This window comes from Microbacterium sp. AISO3 (assembly GCF_002204305.1).
GTDB lineage: Bacteria > Actinomycetota > Actinomycetes > Actinomycetales > Microbacteriaceae > Microbacterium > Microbacterium arborescens.
In genome coordinates, this window is record NZ_NHRF01000002.1 from 243,384 (window position 1) to 265,578 (window position 22,195).

16 protein-coding genes and 1 tRNA gene are annotated in these 22,195 nt (G+C 69.1%); 3 read left to right on the forward strand and 14 right to left on the reverse strand.

The features are described 5' to 3' along the window. Nucleotides 1-48: 48 nt before the first annotated feature. Nucleotides 49-1,377: a nitrate/nitrite transporter gene (locus tag CBF90_RS04005; protein WP_023950654.1), complete on the forward strand. Its 1,329-nt coding sequence runs from the start codon at nt 49-51 to the stop codon at nt 1,375-1,377. Nucleotides 1,378-1,407: 30 nt separating this feature from the next. Here the strand turns inward: CBF90_RS04005 and CBF90_RS04010 are convergent, their stop codons facing one another. The 6 genes from CBF90_RS04010 to polA all read right to left on the reverse strand — a co-directional run bounded on the left by CBF90_RS04010 (nt 1,408) and on the right by polA (nt 9,379). Next, nucleotides 1,408-1,668, reverse strand: a complete 261-nt coding sequence (locus CBF90_RS04010; protein WP_023950652.1) for a DUF6458 family protein — start codon at nt 1,666-1,668, stop codon at nt 1,408-1,410. Between the two features lie 88 nt (nt 1,669-1,756). Then, entirely contained in the window at nt 1,757-2,527 is a 771-nt protein-coding gene (locus CBF90_RS04015) for an SGNH/GDSL hydrolase family protein (protein ID WP_172407783.1), read from the reverse strand. Further along, complete coding sequence (locus CBF90_RS04020; protein WP_023950648.1) at nt 2,517-3,869, reverse strand: MFS transporter; 1,353 nt, start codon at nt 3,867-3,869, stop codon at nt 2,517-2,519. Before CBF90_RS04020 ends, CBF90_RS04015 begins: the two co-directional genes overlap by 11 nt. A gap of 43 nt (nt 3,870-3,912) precedes the next feature. After that, complete coding sequence (locus tag CBF90_RS04025) at nt 3,913-4,953, reverse strand: LLM class flavin-dependent oxidoreductase (protein ID WP_088379970.1); 1,041 nt, start codon at nt 4,951-4,953, stop codon at nt 3,913-3,915. A 73-nt stretch (nt 4,954-5,026) separates the two neighbouring features. Then, the gene (locus tag CBF90_RS04030; RefSeq protein WP_088379971.1) at nt 5,027-6,703 is read right to left on the reverse strand and encodes a DUF885 domain-containing protein; all 1,677 of its coding nucleotides are present in this window, start codon (nt 6,701-6,703) and stop codon (nt 5,027-5,029) included. 36 nt (nt 6,704-6,739) lie between these two features. Then, nucleotides 6,740-9,379 carry a DNA polymerase I gene (gene polA / locus CBF90_RS04035; RefSeq protein WP_088379972.1) on the reverse strand — a complete coding sequence of 880 codons (2,640 nt, stop codon included), beginning with the start codon at nt 9,377-9,379 and terminating at the stop codon, nt 6,740-6,742. Between the two features lie 57 nt (nt 9,380-9,436). Here polA and CBF90_RS04040 point away from each other — a divergent pair, with 57 nt between their 5' ends. Then, nucleotides 9,437-9,868, forward strand: a complete 432-nt coding sequence (locus CBF90_RS04040; protein ID WP_023950640.1) for a hotdog fold thioesterase — start codon at nt 9,437-9,439, stop codon at nt 9,866-9,868. Nucleotides 9,869-9,931: 63 nt separating this feature from the next. Here CBF90_RS04040 and CBF90_RS04045 read toward each other — a convergent pair whose 3' ends face one another. After that, nucleotides 9,932-10,549 carry an ANTAR domain-containing response regulator gene (locus tag CBF90_RS04045; RefSeq protein ID WP_023950638.1) on the reverse strand — a complete coding sequence of 206 codons (618 nt, stop codon included), beginning with the start codon at nt 10,547-10,549 and terminating at the stop codon, nt 9,932-9,934. An 80-nt stretch (nt 10,550-10,629) separates the two neighbouring features. Here CBF90_RS04045 and CBF90_RS04050 point away from each other — a divergent pair. Then, nucleotides 10,630-10,710: transfer RNA gene (locus CBF90_RS04050), tRNA-Leu, on the forward strand. 58 nt (nt 10,711-10,768) lie between these two features. Here CBF90_RS04050 and pyk read toward each other — a convergent pair. From pyk to trpC, 7 genes are read right to left on the reverse strand one after another with little or no spacing between them, the layout of a single operon-like run. Further along, nucleotides 10,769-12,217: a pyruvate kinase gene (pyk, locus tag CBF90_RS04055; RefSeq protein WP_023950636.1), complete on the reverse strand. Its 1,449-nt coding sequence runs from the start codon at nt 12,215-12,217 to the stop codon at nt 10,769-10,771. 44 nt (nt 12,218-12,261) lie between these two features. Continuing rightward, entirely contained in the window at nt 12,262-13,728 is a 1,467-nt protein-coding gene (locus tag CBF90_RS04060) for a glutamate synthase subunit beta (protein ID WP_023950634.1), read from the reverse strand. Next, complete coding sequence (gltB, locus tag CBF90_RS04065; protein WP_036304573.1) at nt 13,721-18,301, reverse strand: glutamate synthase large subunit; 4,581 nt, start codon at nt 18,299-18,301, stop codon at nt 13,721-13,723. The genes CBF90_RS04060 and gltB overlap by 8 nt, the downstream gene beginning before the upstream one ends. Nucleotides 18,302-18,353: 52 nt before the next feature. Then, a complete protein-coding gene (gene lgt / locus CBF90_RS04070) occupies nt 18,354-19,328 on the reverse strand; it encodes a prolipoprotein diacylglyceryl transferase (RefSeq protein WP_088379973.1) in 975 nt (324 codons plus the stop codon). 43 nt (nt 19,329-19,371) lie between these two features. After that, on the reverse strand, nt 19,372-20,166 hold the full coding sequence (gene trpA / locus CBF90_RS04075; protein WP_071918073.1) for a tryptophan synthase subunit alpha: 795 nt from the start codon (nt 20,164-20,166) through the stop codon (nt 19,372-19,374). Further along, on the reverse strand, nt 20,163-21,422 hold the full coding sequence (gene trpB / locus CBF90_RS04080; RefSeq protein WP_023950626.1) for a tryptophan synthase subunit beta: 1,260 nt from the start codon (nt 21,420-21,422) through the stop codon (nt 20,163-20,165). Before trpB ends, trpA begins: the two co-directional genes overlap by 4 nt. Beyond that, on the reverse strand, nt 21,419-22,195 hold the full coding sequence (gene trpC, locus CBF90_RS04085; protein WP_023950624.1) for an indole-3-glycerol phosphate synthase TrpC: 777 nt from the start codon (nt 22,193-22,195) through the stop codon (nt 21,419-21,421). Before trpC ends, trpB begins: the two co-directional genes overlap by 4 nt.

The following is a 22,195-nucleotide window of genomic DNA, read 5'->3' on the forward strand; positions in this document are numbered from 1 at the left end:
TAGAAGGGTGATCTTCCCGGCGCCTCCCCTGCTCCGACGGATCGGCCGATGACGGCCGCAGCACGGATGAGCGGCCCCGGGCTCCGGGCGTGGCTCGTCTGGGGAACCGGTGTGGCGGCGTACGTCCTGTCCATCACGAACCGGACGTCGCTCGCGGCCGTGGGCGTCGACGCCGCCGAGCGCTTCCAGGCCGATGCCGCGACGCTATCGATGTTCGCCGTCGTCCAGCTGGCCGTCTACGGCGGGATGCAGATCCCCATCGGCGTCCTGCTCGATCGATACGGTTCGCGCCCCATCATGACCATCGGCATGATCCTCATGGCGGTCGGCCAACTGACGATGGCCCTCTCCCCCAGCGTCGGGGTCGCCATCGTCGCGCGCATGCTCCTCGGCGCCGGCGACGCCGCCATCTTCCCGGCGGTCCTCCGACTCGTCGCGACCTGGTTCCCGGCGCAGCGCGGGCCGCTGATGGTGCAGATGACCGGCATCCTCGGTCAGGCCGGCCAGCTCGTCGCCGTCATCCCCCTCTCAGCTCTCCTGCACGCCACCAGCTGGTCGGTGACCTTCGGCAGCGTCGCGGGACTGGGTGTCCTGTTCGCCGTCCTGGTGTTCCTGCTCGTGCGCAACCACCCGCCGGAGGTCGATCGCGACGTCAGCGTCGACACCGACACCGGAGCCATTCGCGTCGTCACCTCGAGCGTCGACACGGGAGTCGGCATCCGCGCGGCCTGGGCGCATCCGGGTACCCGGCTGGCGTTCTGGTCGCATTTCACGACCCCGTTCGCCGGCACGGCGTTCATCCTGCTGTGGGGCATTCCGTTCCTCACCGCCGGCGAGGGACGCACGCAGTCCGAAGCGACGCTCATCACGACGCTCTACGTCTTCGCCGGTATGGCGCTCGGGCCGATCATGGGCGAGCTCTCTCGCCGCATCCCCAACCTGCGATCGCGCGCGCTCGTGCTTCCCGCCGTGGGCGTCCAGCTCGTCGCCTGGACGGCGGTGATCCTCTGGCCCGGGACCGCGCCGGCGTGGCTGCTGGTGGCTCTGGCGATCGCCCTCGCCACCGGGGGGCCGGCCTCGATGATCGCTTTCGACCACGCCCGCACGCACAATCCCTCGCATCGCCTCAGCACGGCGACGGGGCTCACGAACGCCGGCGGCTTCCTCGCCGCACTCATCGCCGTGTTCAGCATCGGGGTGGCGCTCGACCTGCAGGGCGCCGGAACACCGGCGACGTACTCGCTCGAGGCGTTCCGCGTCGCGTTCCTCACCCAGGTGCCGCTGTGGCTCATCGGCGGTACGTTCATCGCGATCGAGCGCAAGCGCACCCGTATCCACATCGGGATGGACCTACCGAAACGGCCGCGACGGGCGTAAGCCCACCGCGGCCGTTTCGCAGCAGATGCATCAGAGCATGGGGTCGCCCGACGTGCTCGTGCTGTTGCGGGTGACGCGCTGGCCGCTGGCGGGATCGACGGCGGTGCGGCTGACGGTCTCGGTCTGGCGGCGGCGCACCATCAGAATGAGGCCGATGAGGAAGACGAGGGCTCCTGCACCCATCAGGATGTAGCCGATGAGGTCGAGGTTCACCCACTCGACCTCGACGTTCACGGCGAACGCGAGGATCGCGCCGATGACGAACAAAGCGATTCCGGCACCAATGCTCATGTCAGTTCCCTTCGGGTGTGCGGACCCGTCGATCCTGGCGCGTGGGCGCAGCACCGTGCACCGGCTTGACACCGGCTCTCGCGGCGTGTCACGAGCGCGGCGCGACCTCGATCCAGGAGCCGAACTTCGGTTGCCGGTTGTCGCCGGATGAACGTCCGGTGAGTCGCCGACGGACCCAGGGAGCGAGGTGCTCGCGGAAGTACTCGCCGCGCGCGAGCGCAGGCGGCTGCTCGTCGACGCGAAGCGACCACCACTCCCCCGGCGCCTCGAGACCCAGGGAACCGAGAACCCGAGCGGCGACGCGGTGGTGACCGCGGGCGTTCATGTGGAGCCGATCGGCCGACCAGTACGACGGATGGGTCAGGGCCCGGTCATACCAGTTCAAGGCGCGGACGACGTCGTCGCGATCCGCGATGCGCTCGACGACGGCATCCGAGAGCGCATCGCCGCGCCGATTGATGAGGCCTCCCAGCGGCAGCTGCGCGGACGGGTTCGCGCCCGACAGCAGGATGAGGCTGACGCCTTCTTCGCCGCACCGGCGCAGCACCTGCACGAAGGCGTCGACGATATGCGCGATGGACGTGCGCGGGCGCAGCATGTCATTGCCGCCGCCGTTGAACGACAGGTGGGTCGGGCGCAGCGCGAGGGCGGCTTCGAGCTGTTCGTCGACGATGGGCCGCACGAGCTTGCCGCGGATCGCGAGGTTGGCGTACTGCACGGCTCGCCCCGTCGCGTCCGCCCAGCCGGCGGCGACGAGATCGGCCCAGCCGCGCACGGCGCCGTCGGGCAGCTCGTCTCCCACGCCCTCGGTGAACGAGTCGCCGATGGCCACGTAGCGCACCTGTGATTCAGCGGTCATCGAGCGACACTCCCCTGCGGTCGACGAGTCCCCACGCGCCGACGGCAGCGAGGACGAAGAAGATGGCGAACACGACGAAGAGCATGGGCGCGCCACCCCACATCAGCAGGGGCGGCACCGACAGCGGAGCGAGGATGGATGCGATCCGGCCGACGCCCGCGGCCCATCCGGCACCGGTGCCGCGCAGCGATGTCGGGTACATCTCCGGCGTCACGGCGTAGAGCGCACCCCAGGCGCCGAGGTTGAAGAACGACAGCGCCATACCTGCGCCGATGATGACGGCCTCGGTCCCGGCCGTGCCGAACACGACGGCGGATGCCGCGGAGCCGATGAGGAACACCGACAGGGTCAGGCGTCTGCCCCACACCTCGATCAACCAGGCCGAGACGGCGTAGCCAGGGAGCTGAGCGAGAGTGATGATCAGGGTGAACCCGAACGAACGCACGAGGTCGTAACCCTGCGTGTACAGGATCGTCGGGATCCAGATGAAGGCGCCGTAGTACGAGAAGTTGACGCAGAACCAGACCAGCCACAGGCTCGCGGTGCGGCCGCGGAACTCCGGCGACCAGAGCGCCCGGAGCCGGCCGGTCGACGACACGGCGGCGGGCGCGGCGATCGTTTCCGGGCCGGCGGAGACGCCGACCTCGCGCGACGCGGTCGCGCTGGTCGTCTCGAAGCTCCGGACGACCGCCTCGGCCTCGGCGTGCCGGCCGCGGCGTTCGAGCCACCGGGCCGACTCGGGGAGCCCCCAGCGCACGACCAGCGCGTACACCGCGGGGATCGCGCCAACGACAAATGCCCAGCGCCATCCTTCGTCGACCTGCGGGATCACGAAGTAGCCGATCAGTGCGGCCGCGGTCCAGCCGACGGCCCAGAAGGCTTCGAGGATGACGATGACCCGGCCGCGGATGCGGGCGGGCGCGAACTCGCTCACATACGTGCTCGCGACCGGCAGCTCGGCGCCGAGACCGAGCCCCACGAGGAAGCGCAGGACGAGGAGCATCGCGAGCCCGCCGACCAGAGCGCTCGCGCCGGTGGCGACTCCGTAGACGAGAAGCGTGACCGCGAACACGGAGCGCCGACCGAATCTGTCTGCCAGCAGCCCGCCGACGCTCGCGCCGATCGCCATGCCCGCGAACCCGGCCGATGCGATCCACGACGCCTGCGAGGTGTCGAGCGACCACTGCGCGATGAGCGCCGTGATGATGAACGAGATCAGCCCGACGTCCATCGCGTCGAGGGCCCATCCCAGTCCGGATCCGGTCAGGATCCGCAGGTGCCGACGACCGAAAGGCAGATCGTCGAGGCGGCGCGCCACCGAGGGCGTCGCGGTATCGGTCATTCGACCATGCTATTGATCCGCGACGACCTCGCGCGCCACCCGGTCAGTCGTCGGCGAGCATCTCTCGCACGAGAGGAGCGACCTTGGTGCCGTAGAGCTCGATCGAGTGCATCATGCTCTCGTGCGCGAGCGTCCCGTGCGAGAACTTCAGATCGAACCGGTCGAGGTCCAGCGTGCGGATCGTCTGGGCGAGCTTGCGCGCCACCGTCTCGGGCGAGCCCGCGTACACGGCGCCGTCGGGGCCGAGATCGTGCTGGAACTGCAGGCGCGAATACGGCGGCCAGCCACGCTCGGCACCGATCGCGTCACGGTTGACCTTCATCGCCGGGAAGAGCTCCTCCCAGGCCTGCTCATCGCTGTCGGCGACGTGGCCGGGAGAATGGACCCCGACGGGCAGCCGATCGGCGCCCATCGCGTCCCGCGTGCGGTGGAAGAGATCGACGTACGGCCGGAACCGCGCCGCACCGCCGCCGATGATCGCCAGCATCAGGCCGTACCCGTTGTGGGCGGTTCGCAGCACCGATTCGGGCGAGCCGCCGACGCCGACCCACACACGGAGGCCGTTCTCGGTCTTCGGGAAGACATCCGCGTCCGTCAGCGCGGGTCGAGTCCGACCCTGCCAGGTGACGGGCTGCTCGGACCGCAGCCGTCCGAAGAGGTCGAGGCGCTCCTCGAAGAGGATCTCGTAGTCGGCGAGATCGAACCCGAACAGCGGGAACGACTCGGTGAACGAGCCCCGCCCGAGGATGATCTCGGCACGGCCGTTCGAGACGGCGTCGAGGGTCGCGAAACGCTCGTAGACGCGCACCGGGTCGTCGCTCGAGAGGACCGTGACCGCGGTGCCCAGGCGGATCTCCTTCGTACGCGCCGCGGCGGCGGCGAGCACGATCTCGGGACTCGAGACGGCGAATTCACGCCGGTGGTGCTCCCCCACCCCGAAGAAGCTCAGGCCGACCTCGTCGGCGAGCACCGCCTGGTCGACGACGTTTCGGATGGTCTGGGCGTCGGAGAGCAGCTCGCCGTCGGCGCCGCGGGTGACGTCACCGAACGTGTCGAGGGCGAACTGGACGGATGTCGCGGTCATGGGGGCCCACCTTTCATTCATCCGCATACAACGACGGGGCGGGAAGAGTATTCCCGCCCCGTCGTCGGTGCTGTCAGTTCTGCGCGAGCGCCATGCGCAACGTGTCGAGCCCGACACCGCCGAGCCGCAGCGCCTTCATGTGGAACGCCTTGACGTCGAACCGGTCGCCCGCCCGCGCCGCGAAGTCGTCGCGGATCTGCTCCCAGATGCGCTGACCGACCTTGTACGACGGCGCCTGGCCCGGCCAGCCGAGATACCGGTTGACCTCGAAGCGGATGAACTCCTCGGGCATGTTGACGTTGCGCTTCATGAACTCCAGCGCGTAGTCCGCATCCCACACGCCCTCACCGTCGGGGCGTTCCTTGCCCAGGTGCACACCGATGTCGAGGACGACGCGAGCGGCCCGCATGCGCTGGCCGTCGAGCATGCCCAGCCGGTCTGCCGGGTCGTCGAGGTAGCCCAGCTGCTCCATCAGGCGCTCGGCGTACAGCGCCCAGCCCTCGGCGTGGCCGCTCGATCCGGCGAGCAGGCGGCGCCACGAGTTGAGCTCGAAACGGTTGTACACCGCCTGCGCGATCTGGAGATGGTGACCGGGGACGCCCTCGTGATACACCGTCGTGAGTTCGCGCCAGGTGTCGAACGAGTCGACGCCCTCCGGCACCGACCACCACATGCGACCGGGGCGCGAGAAGTCGTCGGTCGGGCCCGTGTAGTAGATGCCGCCCTCGTTGGTCGGGGCGATCATGCACTCCAGCGTGCGGATGGGCTCGGGGATGTCGAAGTGGGTACGACCCAGTTCTTCGACGGCCCGGTCGCTCGTCTCCTGCATCCACTTCTGCAGAGCCTCGGTGCCGTAGAGCTTTCGCGACTCGTCCTTCTCGAGGTGCGTCACCGCCTCTTCCACGGTCGCACCCGGGAGGATCTCGTTCGCGATGGACTCCTGCTCGGCGACCATGCGGGCCAGCTCCTGGAGGCCCCACTCGTAGGTCTCGTCGAGGTCGATCGTGGCCCCGAGGAAACGGCGGGAGTGCAGGGCGTACAGCTCGCGCCCGACCGCGTCGGTCTCGCCCGCCTCGGGGAGCAGCTCGCCGGTGAAGAACGAGGCGAGCGCGTCGTAGGCGACGCGAGCCGCATTCGCGTTGTCGGCGAGCTCACGGGCCAGTGACGCGGGCAGGCCCCCCTCGGTGGGCGCGGCCTCAGCGGCGAACGTCGCGAAGAAGCCGGTGTCCGCCGTGTAACGACCGATCTGCGTGGCTACCTCGGAAACCTGACGGCGCGCCGGGACGATGCCTCGGGAGATACCTTCGCGGAGCGTCTCGATGTAGCCGTCGATCGCGGCCGGAACCGCACCCAGACGCGCGGCGATCACGCTCCAGTCGTCGACCGTGGCCGTGGGCATGAGGTCGAAGGTGTTCCGGATCTCCTGAGCGGGCGAGGCGATGACGTTGACGTCGCGCAGGTGCGCGCCGGCCTCGGCGAGCTCGATCTGCAGACGCAGATCGCCGGAGAGGTCGGCCTTCGTGACGACATCGACGTCGTCGGTCGGCTCGGCTGCCTCGAGGGCGGCGAGAGTGCCGCGAGCGGCCTCGAGGGCTCGGGCGGTGCCGGCCGGCGAGTAGTCGTCGAGTCGTGCGTTGTGCTCGAAACGGCCGATGTACGTCGCGAGCCCGGGTGAGAGCTCTGCCAGAGTGTCGACCCACGCATCGGCGATCCGGTCGATCGGCGTGGGGGTGCGCTGTGCTTCGGTCATCCTCCGAGCCTACTGCGGCACCCCCGCGCGATCAGATCAGTGACCGGCGACGTCCCAGTCGCCGCCGCGACCGATCTGCACGTCGAGAGGGACGGTCAGTTCGGCGGCGTCGCCCATGCGGTCGCGGACGATGCGCTCGGCAGCATCCCACTCCCCGGGCGCGACCTCGACGACGAGCTCGTCGTGAATCTGCAGCAGCACGCGGGACCGGAGCCCTTCGGCCTGGAATTCACGAGCGATGTGGAACAGCGCGATCTTCATGATGTCGGCGGCGCTGCCCTGGATCGGAGCGTTGAGAGCCGCACGCTCCGCGTTCTCGCGCAGGACCCGGTTCGGGCTCGCGAGGTCGGGGAACGGACGGCGCCGGCCGAAGATCGTCTCCGTGTAACCGTCGATGCGGGCCTGCTCGACGCTCGAGCGCAGGTAGTCGCGCACCGCCCCGAAACGGGCGAAGTACTCGAGCATCAACTGCTTGGCCTCGGACTGCTCGATGCGCAGCTGCTTCGAGAGACCGAACGCCGACAGCCCGTAGACGAGCCCGTACGACATGGCTTTGACTTTCGTGCGCATGGCCGGTGTCACGTCGGCCGGCTCGACGCCGAAGACGCGCGCGCCGACGAAGCGGTGGAGATCTTCGCCCGACACGAAGGCCTCGATGAGACCCGGGTCTTCGGAGAGGTGCGCCATGATGCGCATCTCGATCTGCGAGTAGTCGGCGGTCAGCAGGGTCTCGTATCCCTCGCCGACCTCGAACGCGGCGCGGATGCGCCGGCTCTCTTCGTTGCGGATCGGGATGTTCTGCAGGTTGGGATCGGTGCTCGAAAGCCGCCCGGTCTGGCTTCCCGTCTGCACGTAGGTCGTGTGGATGCGGTCGTCTGCGGCGATCGCGGTGTCGAGCGACTCGATGATCTGGCGCAGCTTCGTGGCCTCCCGGTGCTGGAGGAGCAGCTCGAGGAAGGGGTGGGGGTTCGATTCCTGCAGGTCTGCCAGTACGGCGGCATCCGTGGAATAGCCCGTCTTCGTCTTGCGGGTCTTCGGCAGCTGGAGCTGCTCGAACAGCACCTCCTGCAGCTGCTTGGGAGAACCGAGGTTGACCTCGCGCTCGATCGTCGCGTAGGCACGCTGCGCGATGTCGTCAGCGCGCGCTGCGAGCTCGGCGGAGAAGGTGGAGAGCTTCTCGTGCGAGACCGCGACGCCGGCGAGCTCCATATCGGCGAGGGCGTCGAGCGTGGGCAGCTCGATGCCGGTGAGCACCGACAGCACCGAAGCGGGCATCTCCGTGCGCACCGCCTCTGCGACGCGCAGTGCGAACCACGACAGCTGGCCCGGCGTCGCGCCCTCGGTCTCGGGAACGAGCTGGGTCGGGTCGGCTTCGGGCAGTTTCTCGTCGAGATACCGGTGTACGAGGTCGGCGAGGGTCTTGTCGGGAAAGCTCGGCCGGAGGAGCCATCCCGCCAGGATCGGATCGAAGACGAGACCGCCCAGGCGCACCCCGCCACGCCGAAGCGCCTTGACCTGCAGCTTCGCGTCGGAGAGCACCTTCGGCGCGTCGGACTCGAGCCACGGGCGCAAGGCCTCGGCGACGTCGTCGCTCCACGTGGCCTCGACCGCTTCGTCGGCATCGGCCAGGCCGATGCGCTGCGGGAAGCCACCGGCGACCACGACGGTGACGCCGACGTCACCGGTGCGGGCCGCGGCCCAGGCGCCGATGTCGGCGGCGGAGAGCTCGGCGGCGGTCGGCGCCGGAACGGCCGGGGCGGCGGTCTCGACGGCCATCGCGGGATCGGCCCCCGCCGCCTCGAAGACGCGCGGGAGCAGCGTACGGAACTCGAGCCGGGCGAAGATGTCGCGCACCGCCTCGGCGTCGATCGGTCCGACCGCGAGGTCTGCGGGCGTGACTCCGAGCTCGACGTCGCGCAGCAGGCGGTTCAGCGAACGATTGCGCCGAACGTCGTCGAGGTGCTCGCGCAGGTTGCCTCCCACGACACCGCCGATCTTGTCGGCGTTCTCCAGCAGCGCGTCGAGAGATCCCCACTGCGTGAGCCACTTCACCGCGGTCTTCTCGCCGACCTTCGGCACCCCGGGAAGGTTGTCGCTCGTCTCGCCCACGAGAGCGGCGATGTCGGGATAGTTCTGCGGCGGCAGCCCGTACTTCTCGACCACTGTCTCAGGGGTGTAGCGCTTGAGCTGAGACACACCCTGGACACTCGGGTAGAGCAGGGTCACGTCGTCGGTGACGAGCTGGATGGTGTCTCTGTCGCCCGAGCAGACGAGGACGTCGAAGCCCTCTGCGGCGCCCTGCGTCGCGAGGGTGGCGAGGATGTCGTCGGCCTCGTAGTCCTCCTTCGTCAGCACCGTCACGTTCATGGCGGCGAGGCACTCCTGCAGCAGCGGGATCTGCCCCTTGAACTCGGCGGGCGACTCGGATCGGTTCGCTTTGTACTCCGTGTACTCGCGGGTGCGGAACGACTGCCGGGAGGTGTCGAAAGCGACAGCCAGGTGCGTCGGCTTCTCCGCCTTGATCAGGTTGACGAACATCGACAGGAAGCCGTAGATGCCGTTGGTGTGCTGGCCGTCCTTCGTGGTGAAGTTGTCGACCGGCAGCGCGAAGAACGCGCGGTAGGCCAGCGAATGGCCGTCGACGACGAGAAGGGTAGGCTTTGGCGAGTCCGTCACCCGTCCAGCCTAACGACGACCACGGACACCACGACCCGCTGCGACCGAGGGTGGAGCATGCCCGACAACACCGATACCGACACCGGCCTCGCGTGGGCGCAGGGCCGCGGCAAAGGCGCGCTCGCGGAGCGCATGGGAATCGAGTTCACGGAGTTCACCACCGAGCGCTGCGTCGCCACCATGCCCGTCGCGGGCAACACGCAGCCGGTCGGCCTTCTCCACGGCGGTGCGTACGTCGTTCTGGGCGAGTCTCTCGGCTCCATGGCGGCCAACATGCACGCCGGTCCGGGCCGGCTCGCCGTCGGTGTCGACATCAACGCCACGCACACCCGCTCGGCGACGAGCGGGATCGTCACCGGGGTCTGCACTCCTCTGCACCTCGGCCGCTCGATGACGGTCCACGAGATCGTCGTCTCCGACGAGCAAGGGCGCCGCTGCTCCACCATCCGCATCACGAACCTCATCAAGGACGCTCCGGCAGCATCCTGATGCGACGACGAAGCCCCCTCCCGATCCGGGAGGGGGCTTTCTCGTCGTCGGCGTCGGCGCGGGTTACTTCTTGGGCGCGAGCTGCTCGATGATCGCCTTGGCCACGTCCTGCATCGTCAGGCGGCGGTCCATCGACGCCTTCTGGATCCAACGGAACGCCTCGGGCTCGCTCAGACCCATCTTCTCGTTGAGCAGGCCCTTCGCCCGGTCGACCAGCTTGCGGGTCTCGAAGCGCTCGACCATGTCGGCGACCTCGGCCTCGAGGGTGATGATCTGCTCGTAGCGGGCCAGCGCGATCTCGATGGCGGGGAGCAGGTCGTTCGGCGTGAACGGCTTGACGACGTAGGCGAGGGCACCCGCCTCGGTCGCCCGCTCGACGAGCTCCTTCTGGCTGAACGCGGTCAGCAGGACGACGGGGGCGATGTGCGCCTTGCCGAGCCGCTCGGCGGCCGAAATGCCATCGAGGACGGGCATCTTGACGTCCATGATCACGAGATCGGGACGAAGCTCGGTCGCGAGCTGGACGGCGGTCTCACCATCTCCGGCTTCACCGACGACGTCGTATCCGTTGTCGCGAAGGATCTCGACGATGTCGAGTCGGATGAGCGACTCGTCTTCGGCCACGACGACACGACGCGGTGCGGGAGCGGCCGACGTGGGGGCCTCTTCTTGCTCTGTCACCTTTCGATCCTACGGTATGGCGTTCCGGCCATGTCTCCGTCGGGCGACGTCGCACGAGACGGTATTGTCGATGTGCGTGCGCCGGTGTGGCGGAATGGCAGACGCGACCGACTCAAACTCGGTTGTCTTCGGACGTGTGGGTTCGACTCCCACCACCGGCACGACGAAAGGGCGGGCACCTCGTGGAGAGGTGCCCGCCCTTCGGCATTCACACGGTGGTCACTGGACCGCCTGGTAGATCGGCGCGCGACCGTTGACGGCGTCGCCGATCTTGTGGATGCGGATGTCGTTGGTCGATCCCTGGATTCCGGGAGGGGACCCGGAGATGACGACGACCTTGTCACCGACCTCGGCGAGGCCGTTCGAGAGGAAGTAGTCGTCGACCTGGTGGAACATCAGGTCGGTGTGAGCGACCTGCTCGACCAGGCTGGAGCGAATGCCCCAGGTGAGGGCCATGCGACGACGGATCGCCGGGTCCGGCGTGAACGCGATCATCGGGATCTCGGGGCGCAGCCGCGACATGCGGCGCGCCGTGTCGCCGGACTCGGTGAACATGCAGAGGAACTTCGCCTCGATGAACTGTGCGACCTCCATGGCGGCGAGCGTGATCGCACCGCCCTGCGTGCGCGGCTTCGCCGTCAGCGGTGCGATGCGCTCGAGACCGTGGGTCTCCGTCGAGTCGACGATACGGGCCATGGTCTCGACGACGACGACGGGGTACTTGCCCACGCTCGTCTCGCCCGAGAGCATGACCGCGTCGGCACCGTCGAGGACGGCGTTGGCGACGTCGCTCGTCTCGGCGCGCGTGGGCACGGGGTTCTCGATCATCGACTCGAGCATCTGCGTCGCGACGATGACCGGCTTGGCCATGCGGCGGCACAGCGCCACAGCCTTCTTCTGGACGATCGGCACGGCCTCGAGCGGAAGCTCCACGCCGAGGTCGCCGCGCGCGACCATGATGCCGTCGAAGGCGTCGATGATCTCCTCGAGGTTCTCGACCGCCTGCGGCTTCTCGATCTTCGCGATGACGGGGACCTTGCGGCCCTCCTCCGCCATGATCTCGTGCACCCGCGTCACGTCCGCGGCGTCGCGCACGAACGAGAGCGCGATGATGTCGGCGCCCTGCTGCAGCCCCCAGCGCAGGTCCGCCTCGTCCTTGTCCGACAGCGCCGGAACGCTCACGGCGACACCGGGCAGGTTGATGCCCTTGTTGTTCGAGACGGGGCCGGCGACGATGACCTTCGTCGTGACGACCGAGCCCTCGACCGACACGACCTCGACGCGGACCTTGCCGTCGTCGATGAGAAGGAAGTCGCCGGGCTTGACGTCCCCGGGCAGGCCCTTGAAGGTCGTCGAGACGATCTCCTTGGTGCCGAGGATGTCATCGGTGGTGATCTTGAAGATGTCGCCGACCGCGAGCTGGTGGGGTCCGTTCTCGAACTTGCCGAGGCGGATCTTCGGCCCCTGGAGATCGACCAGGATCGCCACGGGACGGCCCGCGTCGTCGGCGGCCTTGCGCACGTTGGCCCAGCGGACCTCGTGCTCCGAATAGTCTCCGTGGCTGAGGTTGAATCGGGTCACGTCCACGCCGGCGTCGATGATGGCTCGCACCATCTCGTAGCTGGCTGTGGCCGGTCCCAGGGTGGCGACGATCTTGGCGCGTCTCACTGAATCTCCGGTGGTCTCGGGTCGGGAGGGGGGTTGGGTCCAGCCTATGCCCGCTGGAGCCCGATCGCGACGTCGGTCGGACGCACCGGCGCCGGCAGGTCGGTGTCGCCCATCAGGTAGCGGTCGACGGCGGCTGCCGCAGCGCGGCCCTCCGCGATCGCCCACACGATGAGCGACTGCCCGCGCCCGGCATCGCCGGCCACGAACACGCCCGGCGCTGTCGTCTGGTAGTCGTCGGCACGTTCGACGTTGCCGCGATCGGTGAACACGGTACCCAGCTGGGCCTCCAGCTCGGTGCGCTCCGGGCCGGTGAAACCCATCGCGATCAGGACGAGGTCGGCGGGGATCTCGCGCTCGGTACCGCTCTTGGGGACGCGGCGGCCGTCGACGAACTCGGTCTCGGCCACACGGAGCGCGCGCACCTCTCCCGCCTCGTTCCCGAGGAACTCGACCGTGGACGCGAGGTAGCTGCGCTCACCGCCCTCCTCGTGCGCGGAGGCGACCTCGAAGACGGTCGGCATCATCGGCCAGGGCTGGGTGTCGGGCCGGTCCGACGGCGGCTGCTTGCCGATCGCGAGGTTCGTGACGCTGAGTGCACCCTGCCGGTGAGCGGTGCCGATGCAGTCGGCGCCGGTGTCGCCGCCGCCGATGACGACGACGTGCTTGCCCTCGGCATGGATCTGGTTGGCGACCTGGTCGCCCGCGACCGCCTTGTTCGACTCGACGAGGTACTCCATGGCGAAGTGCACCCCGGCGAGGTCGCGGCCCGGGATGGCGAGGTCGCGCGGCAGCGTCGATCCCGTCGCCACCACGACCGCGTCGTAGCGGGCGCGCAGCGCGTCCCAGGAGATGTCTTTGCCGATCTCGACACCGGCGCGGAAACGCGTGCCCTCGTCCTGCATCTGACGCAGACGTGCCTCGATGTGGCGCTTCTCCATCTTGAAGTCGGGGATGCCGTAGCGCAGCAGGCCACCGATACGGTCGTCGCGCTCGTAGACGGCGACGGTGTGGCCCGCGCGCGTCAGCTGTTGCGCCGCGGCCAGTCCGGCCGGACCCGAGCCGACGACGGCGACCGTCTTGCCGGTCAGCCGTCCGGGGGGCTCGGCCTCGACCCAGCCGTTCGCGAAGGCCTCGTCGATCGTCGAGACCTCGATCTGCTTGATCGTGACCGGCGGCTGGTTGATGCCCAGCACGCAGGCGCTCTCGCACGGGGCGGGGCACAGCCGGCCGGTGAACTCCGGGAAGTTGTTCGTGGCGTGAAGACGCTCGATGGCCGAACGTCCTTCGCCCCGCCACATGAGGTCGTTCCACTCGGGGATCAGGTTGCCCAGCGGGCATCCCTGATGGCAGAACGGCACGCCGCAGTCCATGCAGCGTCCCGCCTGGCGGCGGAGCACCGCACTGTCGCCGGGCTCGTAGACCTCGCGCCAGTCCATGATGCGGACCGGCACCGGGCGGCGCTTGGGGAGCTCACGCTCCGTGATCTTCAGGAAGCCCTTGGGGTCAGCCACGGGTCACCTCCAGGATGCGGCTCCAGACCTCGTCGCCGTCGGGGTCGAGCCCCTCGGCGGCCGCCGTCTGTCGGGTTTCGAGCACCGCGGCGTAGTCGCGCGGCACCACACGGACGAAGTTGGCGATCTCAGTCTCGAAGTCCTCGAGCAGGCGCGCTGCCAGCTCGGACCCCGTCTCGGCGACGTGGCGCTCGAGCAGATCGCGGAGGATCTCGGCGTCGCCGGATCCCATCTCCTCGAGCACGAGCTCGCCGCTGGCCATCGCCTCGCGGTTCACGTTCGCCGTCTCGAGGCGGTAGACGTAGGCGTTCCCACCCGACATCCCGGCGCCGAGATTGCGCCCGGTGGCTCCGAGGATCACCGCGAGGCCTCCGGTCATGTATTCGAGCGCGTGGTCGCCCACGCCCTCGACGACCGCCGTGGCGCCGGAGTTGCGCACGAGGAACCGCTCCCCCACCACGCCACGCAGGAACATGGTTCCCTGCGTCGCGCCGTAGCCGATGACGTTGCCCGCGATGACGTTCTCGGAAGCGTCGAACGCGGCGTCGCGCGGCGGCCGCACGACGATCTGACCGCCCGAGAGACCCTTGCCCACGTAGTCGTTCGAGTCGCCCTCGAGGCGCAGCGTGATGCCCGCGGGGAGGAACGCTCCGAACGACTGACCGGCCGAGCCCGTGAGGTTCACCACGATCGAATCCGCGGGAAGGCCGTTCTCGCCGTGAGCCAGCGTGACCCGGTTGCCCAGCATCGTGCCCACGGCACGCTCGGTGTTGCGGATCGGCAGGTCGATCTCGACGTGACCGCCGTGCGCGACGACGTCCTGCGCCCGCTCGATGAGCTGGACGTCGAAGTGCTCGTCGAGCTCGTGGTCCTGCGCGCGGTAGTGACGGCGCGGGGCGTCGTCGGCGAATGCCGGGCCGGTGAGGATCGGTCCGAGGTCGAGGCCGCTCGCCTTCCAGTGCTCGATCGCGCCATCGACGTCGAGGACGTCGTTGCGTCCGATCGCCTCGTCGAGCGAGCGGAAACCGAGCTCGGCGAGGTACTCGCGGACCTCTTGGGCGATGAACTCCATGAAGTTGACGACGAACTCGGGCTTGCCGGTGAAGCGCTCGCGCAGGACGGGGTTCTGGGTCGCGACGCCCACGGGGCAGGTGTCGAGGTGGCAGACCCGCATCATGATGCAGCCTTCCACGACCAGTGCCGACGTGGCGAAGCCGAACTCCTCGGCGCCGAGCAGCGCCGCGATGACCACATCACGGCCGGTCTTGAGCTGACCGTCGGCCTGCACGACGACGCGGTCGCGCATGTCGTTGAGCATGAGCGTCTGCTGCGTCTCGGCGAGGCCGAGCTCCCAGGGCGTTCCCGCGTGCTTGAGGGAGTTCAGGGGGCTCGCACCGGTGCCGCCGTCATGACCCGACACGAGGATGACGTCGGCGAGGGCCTTGGCGGTACCCGCCGCGACCGCCCCGATTCCCGACTGGCTCACGAGCTTGACGTGGACGCGGGCAGCCGGGTTCGCGCGCTTGAGGTCGAAGATCAGCTGCTTCAGGTCTTCGATCGAGTAGATGTCGTGATGCGGCGGAGGTGAGATGAGGCCGACGCCGGGCGTGCCGCCGCGGGTGCGCGCGATCCACGGGTAGACCTTGCCGGGCGGCAGCTGACCGCCCTCGCCGGGCTTGGCGCCCTGGGCGAGCTTGATCTGGATGTCGTCGGCGTGCGTGAGGTACATGCTCGTCACACCGAAGCGTCCGGACGCGACCTGCTTGATCGCGCTCCGGCGCTCGGGGTCCAGCAGCCGCTCGACGTCCTCACCGCCCTCGCCGGTGTTGGACTTCGCACCCAGCCGGTTCATGGCGATCGCCAGGGTCTCGTGCGCTTCCTTCGAGATCGAGCCGTAGCTCATGGCCCCGGTCGAGAAACGCTTGACGATCGAGGCCACCGACTCGACCTCGTCGATCGGCACGGGCGGGCGAACGCCCGTGCGCAGCTTGAACATGCCGCGCAGGGTCTTCAGCTCCGCAGCCTGGTCATCGACGAGCTTGGTGTATTCGCGGAAGATGTCGTATCGGCGCGTCCGCGTCGCGTGCTGCAGCCGGAACACCGTCTCGGGATTGAACAGGTGGGGGGCACCGTCACGGCGCCACTGGTACTCGCCGCCCGTCCACAACCGCTCGTGGGCGCGGACCGCGGCGTCTTCCGGATACGCGTAGGCGTGCCGCGCGGCGTTCTCGGCCGCGATGACCTCGATGCCGATACCGCCGAGCTTCGTCTCGGTGCCGGTGAAGTACTTCGACACGAACTCGTCCGACAGACCGACCGCTTCGAAAACCTGAGCCCCGGCGTACGACGACACCGTCGAGATGCCCATCTTGGACATGATCTTCAGCACGCCCTTGCCGAGCGCGTAGATCAGGTTCTTGACGGCCTTCTCCGGCGAGACACCCGTGATGTATCCCGCCCGGACGAGGTACTCCACCGTCTCCATCGCCAGATAGGGGTTGACCGCGGAGGCGCCGTAGCCGAGGAGCGTCGCGACGTGGTGCACCTCGCGGACGTCTCCGGCCTCGACCACCAGGCCCACCCGCATGCGGGTCTGCTGACGGATGAGGTGGTGGTGCACCGCCGCGAGCATGAGCAGCGACGGGATCGGCGCGAGGTCCTTGTTCGAGTCGCGGTCGCTGAGCACGAGGAACTCCGCGCCGTCCTCGATGGCCTGGTCCGCCTCGGCGCACATCTGGGCGAGGCGCTTCTGCATGCCCTTGTGGCCGGCTTCGACGCGGTACAGGCCGCGGATGGTCACCGACGACCGGCCCTTGAGCGCGGTGTCGATGTGCTGGATCTTCGCGAGCTCGTCGTTGTCGATCACCGGGAAGTCGAGCGTCACGGTGCGCGTGTGCTCCGGGCCCCACGAGAGCAGGTTGGCCTCGGGACCGAGACCGAGCGACAGTGAGGTGACGACCTCTTCGCGGATCGAGTCGAGCGGCGGGTTGGTCACCTGCGCGAACTGCTGCGTGAAGTAGTCGAACAGCAGCCGCGGACGTTCGCTGAGCACCGCGACGGGGGTGTCGCTGCCCATGGCGCCGAGCGGCTCGGCGCCTACCTGCCCCATCGGGGTCAGCAGGATGCGCACCTCCTCCTCGGTGTAGCCGAAGGTGCGCTGACGCCGCGTGATCGAGGCGATCGGGTGCACGATGTGCTCGCGCTCGGGGAGGTCCTTGAGTCGCACGCGACCGGCGTCGAGCCACTCCTGCCACGGATGCAGCGTGGCGAGCTCGCGCTTGATCTCCTCGTCCTCGACGATGCGGCCCGCGGACGTGTCGACGACGAACATGCGACCGGGCTGCAGGCGCCCGCGGCGCTTGATCCGCTCGGGCGCGAAGTCGAGCACGCCGGTCTCGCTGCCGATGACGACGAGTCCGTCGGTGGTCTCGGTCCACCGTCCCGGACGCAGTCCGTTGCGGTCGAGGGTGGCACCGACGAGCGTGCCGTCGGTGAAGATGAGGGCCGCCGGCCCGTCCCACGGCTCCATCTGGATCGAGTGGTAGTCGTAGAACGCCCGCAGATCCGGGTCGATGTCGGTCTGCTTCTCGTATGCCTCGGGCACCATCATCATGACGGCGTGCGGCAGGCTGCGCCCGGTGAGCGTGAGCAGCTCGAGCACCTCGTCGAACGAGGCGGAGTCGCTCGCACCGTCGGTGCAGATCGGCAGCAGCGGCTGCACGTCTCCGAGCAGCTCCGACTCGAGCTGCGACTGCCGGGCCCGCATCCAGTTGCGGTTCCCCTTGACCGTGTTGATCTCGCCGTTGTGGGCGAGCATGCGCAGCGGCTGTGCGAGGGGCCATGACGGGAACGTGTTCGTGGAGTAGCGGGAGTGCACGACCGCCAGCTCCGACGCGAAGCGCTCGTCCTGCAGGTCTGGGTAGAACGGCTCGAGCTGCAGCGTCGTGACCATGCCCTTGTACCCGAGCGTGCGGCTCGAGAGCGAGACGAAGTACGCGTCGTGCTCGTGACGGGCGCGCTTGCGCAGCCGGTAGACGCGTCGGTCGAGCTCGATGCCCGCCAGCGCGGGCGCGTCGCCCACCGCGGGGCGCGATACGAAGAGCTGCTCGAAGGCGGGACGGGCGGCGAAGGCGAGCTTTCCGAGGTTCTCGTCCTCGGTCGGCACCTCGCGCCAGCCCAGGACCGTCAGGCCCTCGGATGCCGCGAGCGTCTCGATGTCGGCCTTGAGCGCCTGACGCTCGTCGGCGTCGCGCGGCAGGAAAGCCATGCCCGCCGCGTATTCGCCGGCGGGCGGCAGGTCGAAGTCGACGACCGCGCGGAGGAATGCGTCGGGCATCTGCGTCAGGATGCCGGCGCCGTCGCCGGTGCCCGCGTCGGAGCCGATCGCGCCGCGGTGCTCGAGGTTGCGCAGCGCCGTCAAGGCGAGCTCGACGATGTCGTGCCCGGCCTCGCCGCGCAGCGTGGCGACCATCGCCAGACCACAAGCGTCCTTCTCGAAGGCAGGGTTGTACATGCCCTGCTGGGGAGGGAAGGAAGCGAATCCGGACTTTTGGGGTCGAGGGCTCGAGGCCATACTGACCGTCCTCACATTGGTGCTGAACCGGGACGACGTCGGCCCTGGGGAACTACTGCTTCGAGGTGACTGCGCTTGTGGCGCTGTCTGCGTGAGCTTCGGGCGTCGGGGGTGCGCTCAGATCCACGAAGTCTTCGGTGCTCTGCGATTGTAGCGCGCTCGGAGCCACCCACTCGCGACCGAGCTGATAAGGCGAAGGCTCGTCGCCGGTGTGGCGGCGCGTCTGGACCACGATGATCGCGATTCCGACGACCACGGCGAAGATCGCCGCCCAGACGTTCGTACGGAGGCCGAGGATGATCTCGCTCGGATCGATGCGGATCGACTCCCAGACGATACGGCCCGCCCCGTACCAGACGAGGTACAGACCGAAGAGCTTGCCCCACTGCGCCCACGTCTTACGGCCGATCCAGAGCAGGACGAGCACGCCCAGGCCGTTCCAGATCACCTCGTAGAGGAAGGTGGGGTGGAAGAGGGTGTCGGGTGCCAGCCCGGCGGGGAACGCCGGGTTGGATCGATCGATCTCGAGGCCCCATGGCAGGTCGGTGGGGAGCCCGAAGAGCTCCTGATTGAACCAGTTGCCGAAGCGCCCCATGGCCTGCGCCAGCAGGATGCCCGGAGCCAGAGCGTCAGCGAAGCTCCAGAACCGGATGCCGGTCCACTTGCAGCCGAGGTAGGCGCCCACCGCGCCGCCGATGAGGGCGCCGAAGATCGCGATGCCCCCCTCCCAGATGAACAGGACGGCCCACGGGTTCTTGTCGGCGCCGAAGTAGAACCCCGGGTGCGTGAGCACGTGGAACGCCCGTGCTCCCACCAGAGCCAGTGGCACGGCCAGCAGTGCGATGTCGATGACGACCCACGGCTCGGCGCCGCGCCGCGTGAGGCGGTAGTTGGTCATCAGGGTCGCGACGATGATGCCGGCGATGATGCACAGGGCGTAGAAGTGGATGCGCAGCGGACCCAGGTCGATGTAGCTCACCGACGGACTCGGGATGCTCGCGACGAGCGTGTGTGCGGCGTGGATCATCGGATCGTCCCTCGGAATTCGGCGGTCGTGCGACCGGAAAAGTCTAGACGCGCGCGCGGGCGGTGCCCGCCGCGAGTGCGCGCGCGGTGTCGGCGAGCCCCGCGACTCCCCCGTCGCGCAGAGCGCGCACGAGCGCGGTTCCGACGATCGCGCCGTCGGCGTAGTCGACGACTCCGGCGACCTGATCGGGCGTGGAGATGCCGATGCCGACGCAGGCGTGGACCGCGCCGAGCTCGCGGAGCCGGCCGACCAGGGTCCGGGCCGCCGCGTCGAGCTCGGTCCGCTCCCCCGTGATGCCCATCGTCGAGACCGTGTACACGAATCCGGTCGAAGCCTCGACGATCATGCGCAGTCGTTCGTCGGTCGACGTGGGGGCCGCGAGGAAGACGCGGTCCAGCCCCGTGCGCTCGGATGCCGCAAGCCAATCGGGCGCGGCATCCGGGGTGATGTCGGGTGTGATCAGGCCGGCGCCGCCGGCGGCGGCGAGGTCGTCGGCGAAGCGGTCGACGCCGTACTGCAGCACGGGGTTCCAGTAGGTCATCACGAGGATCGGGATGTCGACGCGCGCCGCGATCGCCCGCACCGCGGTGAAGGTGTCGCGCAGGCGGAAGCCCGCGGCCAGCGCGACCTGCGTCGCCTCCTGGATGACGACGCCGTCCATCACGGGGTCGGAGTACGGGGGTCCGAGCTCGAGCACGTCGGCGCCGGACTCGGCCAGCGCCACGGCCGCCTCGATGCTCGTCTCGAGATCGGGGAAGCCCAACGGGAGGTAGCCCACGAACGCACCACGGCCCTCGGCGTGTGCGGCGTCGATCGCTGCGGCGACGCGGGAGGTCACAGTTCCACTCCCTCGCCCGATGCGGCTTCGTCGTGTCCGGGCTCGACCACCGGCTCGGCGCCGTCGTCGTACAGCTCGAACCAGCGCGCCGCGGTGTCCATGTCCTTATCGCCACGGCCGGAGAGGTTGACGGCGATGATGGCGTCGGGACCGAGCTCGCGCCCGATCCGCAGGGCGCCGGCGAGGGCGTGAGCCGACTCGATCGCGGGGATGATTCCCTCGGTGCGGCTGAGCAGCCGCAGGGCCTCCATCGCCTCGGTGTCGGTCGCCGGGATGTACGACGCGCGGCCGATCGAGGCGAGCCACGCGTGCTCGGGCCCGACGCCCGGGTAGTCCAGCCCCGCCGAGATCGAATGAGACTCGACCGTCTGACCGTCCTCGTCCTGAAGCACGAAGGTCTTCGCCCCGTGCAGGACGCCCGGGCGCCCCCGCTCGATCGACGCGGCGTGGCGCTCGGTGTCGACGCCGTCACCGGCCGCCTCGACACCGTAGAGGGCGACGCCCTCGTCGTCGAGGAACGCGTCGAACATGCCGATCGCGTTCGAGCCGCCGCCGACGCACGCGACGACGGCATCCGGAAGCCGCCCGGTCTCGGCGAGGAGCTGCTCGCGGGCCTCTTCGGAGATGATCTTCTGGAAATCGCGCACCATCGCGGGGAACGGATGCGGCCCCGCCGCCGTGCCGAAGATGTAGTTGGTGGTCTCGACCGAGGCGACCCAGTCGCGGTACGCCTCGTTGATCGCATCCTTGAGGGTGCGCGACCCCGTCGTGACCGGAACGACCTCGGCGCCGAGCAAGCGCATGCGCGCGACGTTCAGCGCCTGCCGCTCGGTGTCGACCTCGCCCATGTAGATCGTGCAGTCGAACCCGAACAGGGCGGCTGCCGTCGCCGTCGCGACGCCGTGCTGACCGGCGCCGGTCTCGGCGATGACGCGGGTCTTGCCGAGACGCTTCGTCAGCATCGCCTGGCCGATGACGTTGTTGATCTTGTGCGAGCCCGTGTGATTGAGGTCCTCGCGCTTGAGGAAGACCCGCGCGCCACCCGCGTGCTCCGCGAAGCGGGGCACTTCGGTCAGCGCCGAGGGACGACCCGCATAGGTCGCGAGAGTGCGCGCCAGCTCGGCCGCGAACTCCGGGTCGGCCATCGCCGACTCGTAGACCGCCGTGAGCTCGTCGATCGCGGCGATGAGGGACTCGGGCATGAACCGGCCGCCGAACTCGCCGAAGAAGGGACCGTGCTGTTCTCGCAGGCTCACGCGCCGGCCTCCAGGAATGCGTGCAGGGTGGTCACCGGGTCGTTGGTCACGAGCGCCTCGCCGATCAGGACGGCGTCAGCACCGGCACGACGATAGTGGGCCACGTCGTCGGGGGTGAGGACGGCGGACTCCGCGATCTTCACGGCGTCAGCGGGAAGGTGCTCGACGAGTCGGCCGAAGAGGTCGCGGTCGAGCTCGAACGTCGAGAGGTTGCGCGCGTTGACGCCCACCAGACGCGCGCCGATGTCGGCGGCGCGGTGCACCTCGTCGAGCGAGTGGGTCTCGACCAACGGCGTCATGCCGAGTTCGAGCACGAGCTCGTGGAGCTCGGCCAGCACCGGCTGCTCGAGCGCGGCGACGATGAGGAGGACCAGGTCCGCGCCGGCCGCGCGCGCTTCGAACACCTGGTAGGCGCCTGCGATGAAGTCCTTGCGGAGAACGGGGATCGACACCTCCGCCCGAACGGCCTCGAGGTCGGCCAGGCTTCCTTTGAAGCGCCGCCCCTCGGTCAGCACCGAGATGACGGAAGCGCCGCCCTCTTGATAACGCGCCGCTTGGAAGGCGGGATCCGGGATCGCGGCGAGGTCGCCCCGAGAGGGGCTCGCCCGCTTGACCTCGGCGATGATCTTGACCCGCTCGGCGGGCGCGAGCGCCGCGAGGGCGTCCCGGGCCGGAGCCTGAGCGAGCGCGTCGCGCTCGACGACGGCGAGGGGCCGCTCGGCCGCACGGGCCTCGGCATCCTCGACGGCGCCGGCCGTGAGACCGGCCAGCAC

Coding starts and splice junctions, on each gene's coding strand:
- CBF90_RS04005 (WP_023950654.1), top strand. CDS start 49: ATGACGGCCGCAGCACGGATGAGCGGCCCCGGGCTCCGGGCGTGGCTC.
- CBF90_RS04010 (WP_023950652.1), bottom strand. CDS start 1,668: ATGAGCATTGGTGCCGGAATCGCTTTGTTCGTCATCGGCGCGATCCTC.
- CBF90_RS04015 (WP_172407783.1), bottom strand. CDS start 2,527: ATGACCGCTGAATCACAGGTGCGCTACGTGGCCATCGGCGACTCGTTC.
- CBF90_RS04020 (WP_023950648.1), bottom strand. CDS start 3,869: ATGACCGATACCGCGACGCCCTCGGTGGCGCGCCGCCTCGACGATCTG.
- CBF90_RS04025 (WP_088379970.1), bottom strand. CDS start 4,953: ATGACCGCGACATCCGTCCAGTTCGCCCTCGACACGTTCGGTGACGTC.
- CBF90_RS04030 (WP_088379971.1), bottom strand. CDS start 6,703: ATGACCGAAGCACAGCGCACCCCCACGCCGATCGACCGGATCGCCGAT.
- CBF90_RS04040 (WP_023950640.1), top strand. CDS start 9,437: ATGCCCGACAACACCGATACCGACACCGGCCTCGCGTGGGCGCAGGGC.
- gltB (WP_036304573.1), bottom strand. CDS start 18,301: ATGGCCTCGAGCCCTCGACCCCAAAAGTCCGGATTCGCTTCCTTCCCT.
- lgt (WP_088379973.1), bottom strand. CDS start 19,328: ATGATCCACGCCGCACACACGCTCGTCGCGAGCATCCCGAGTCCGTCG.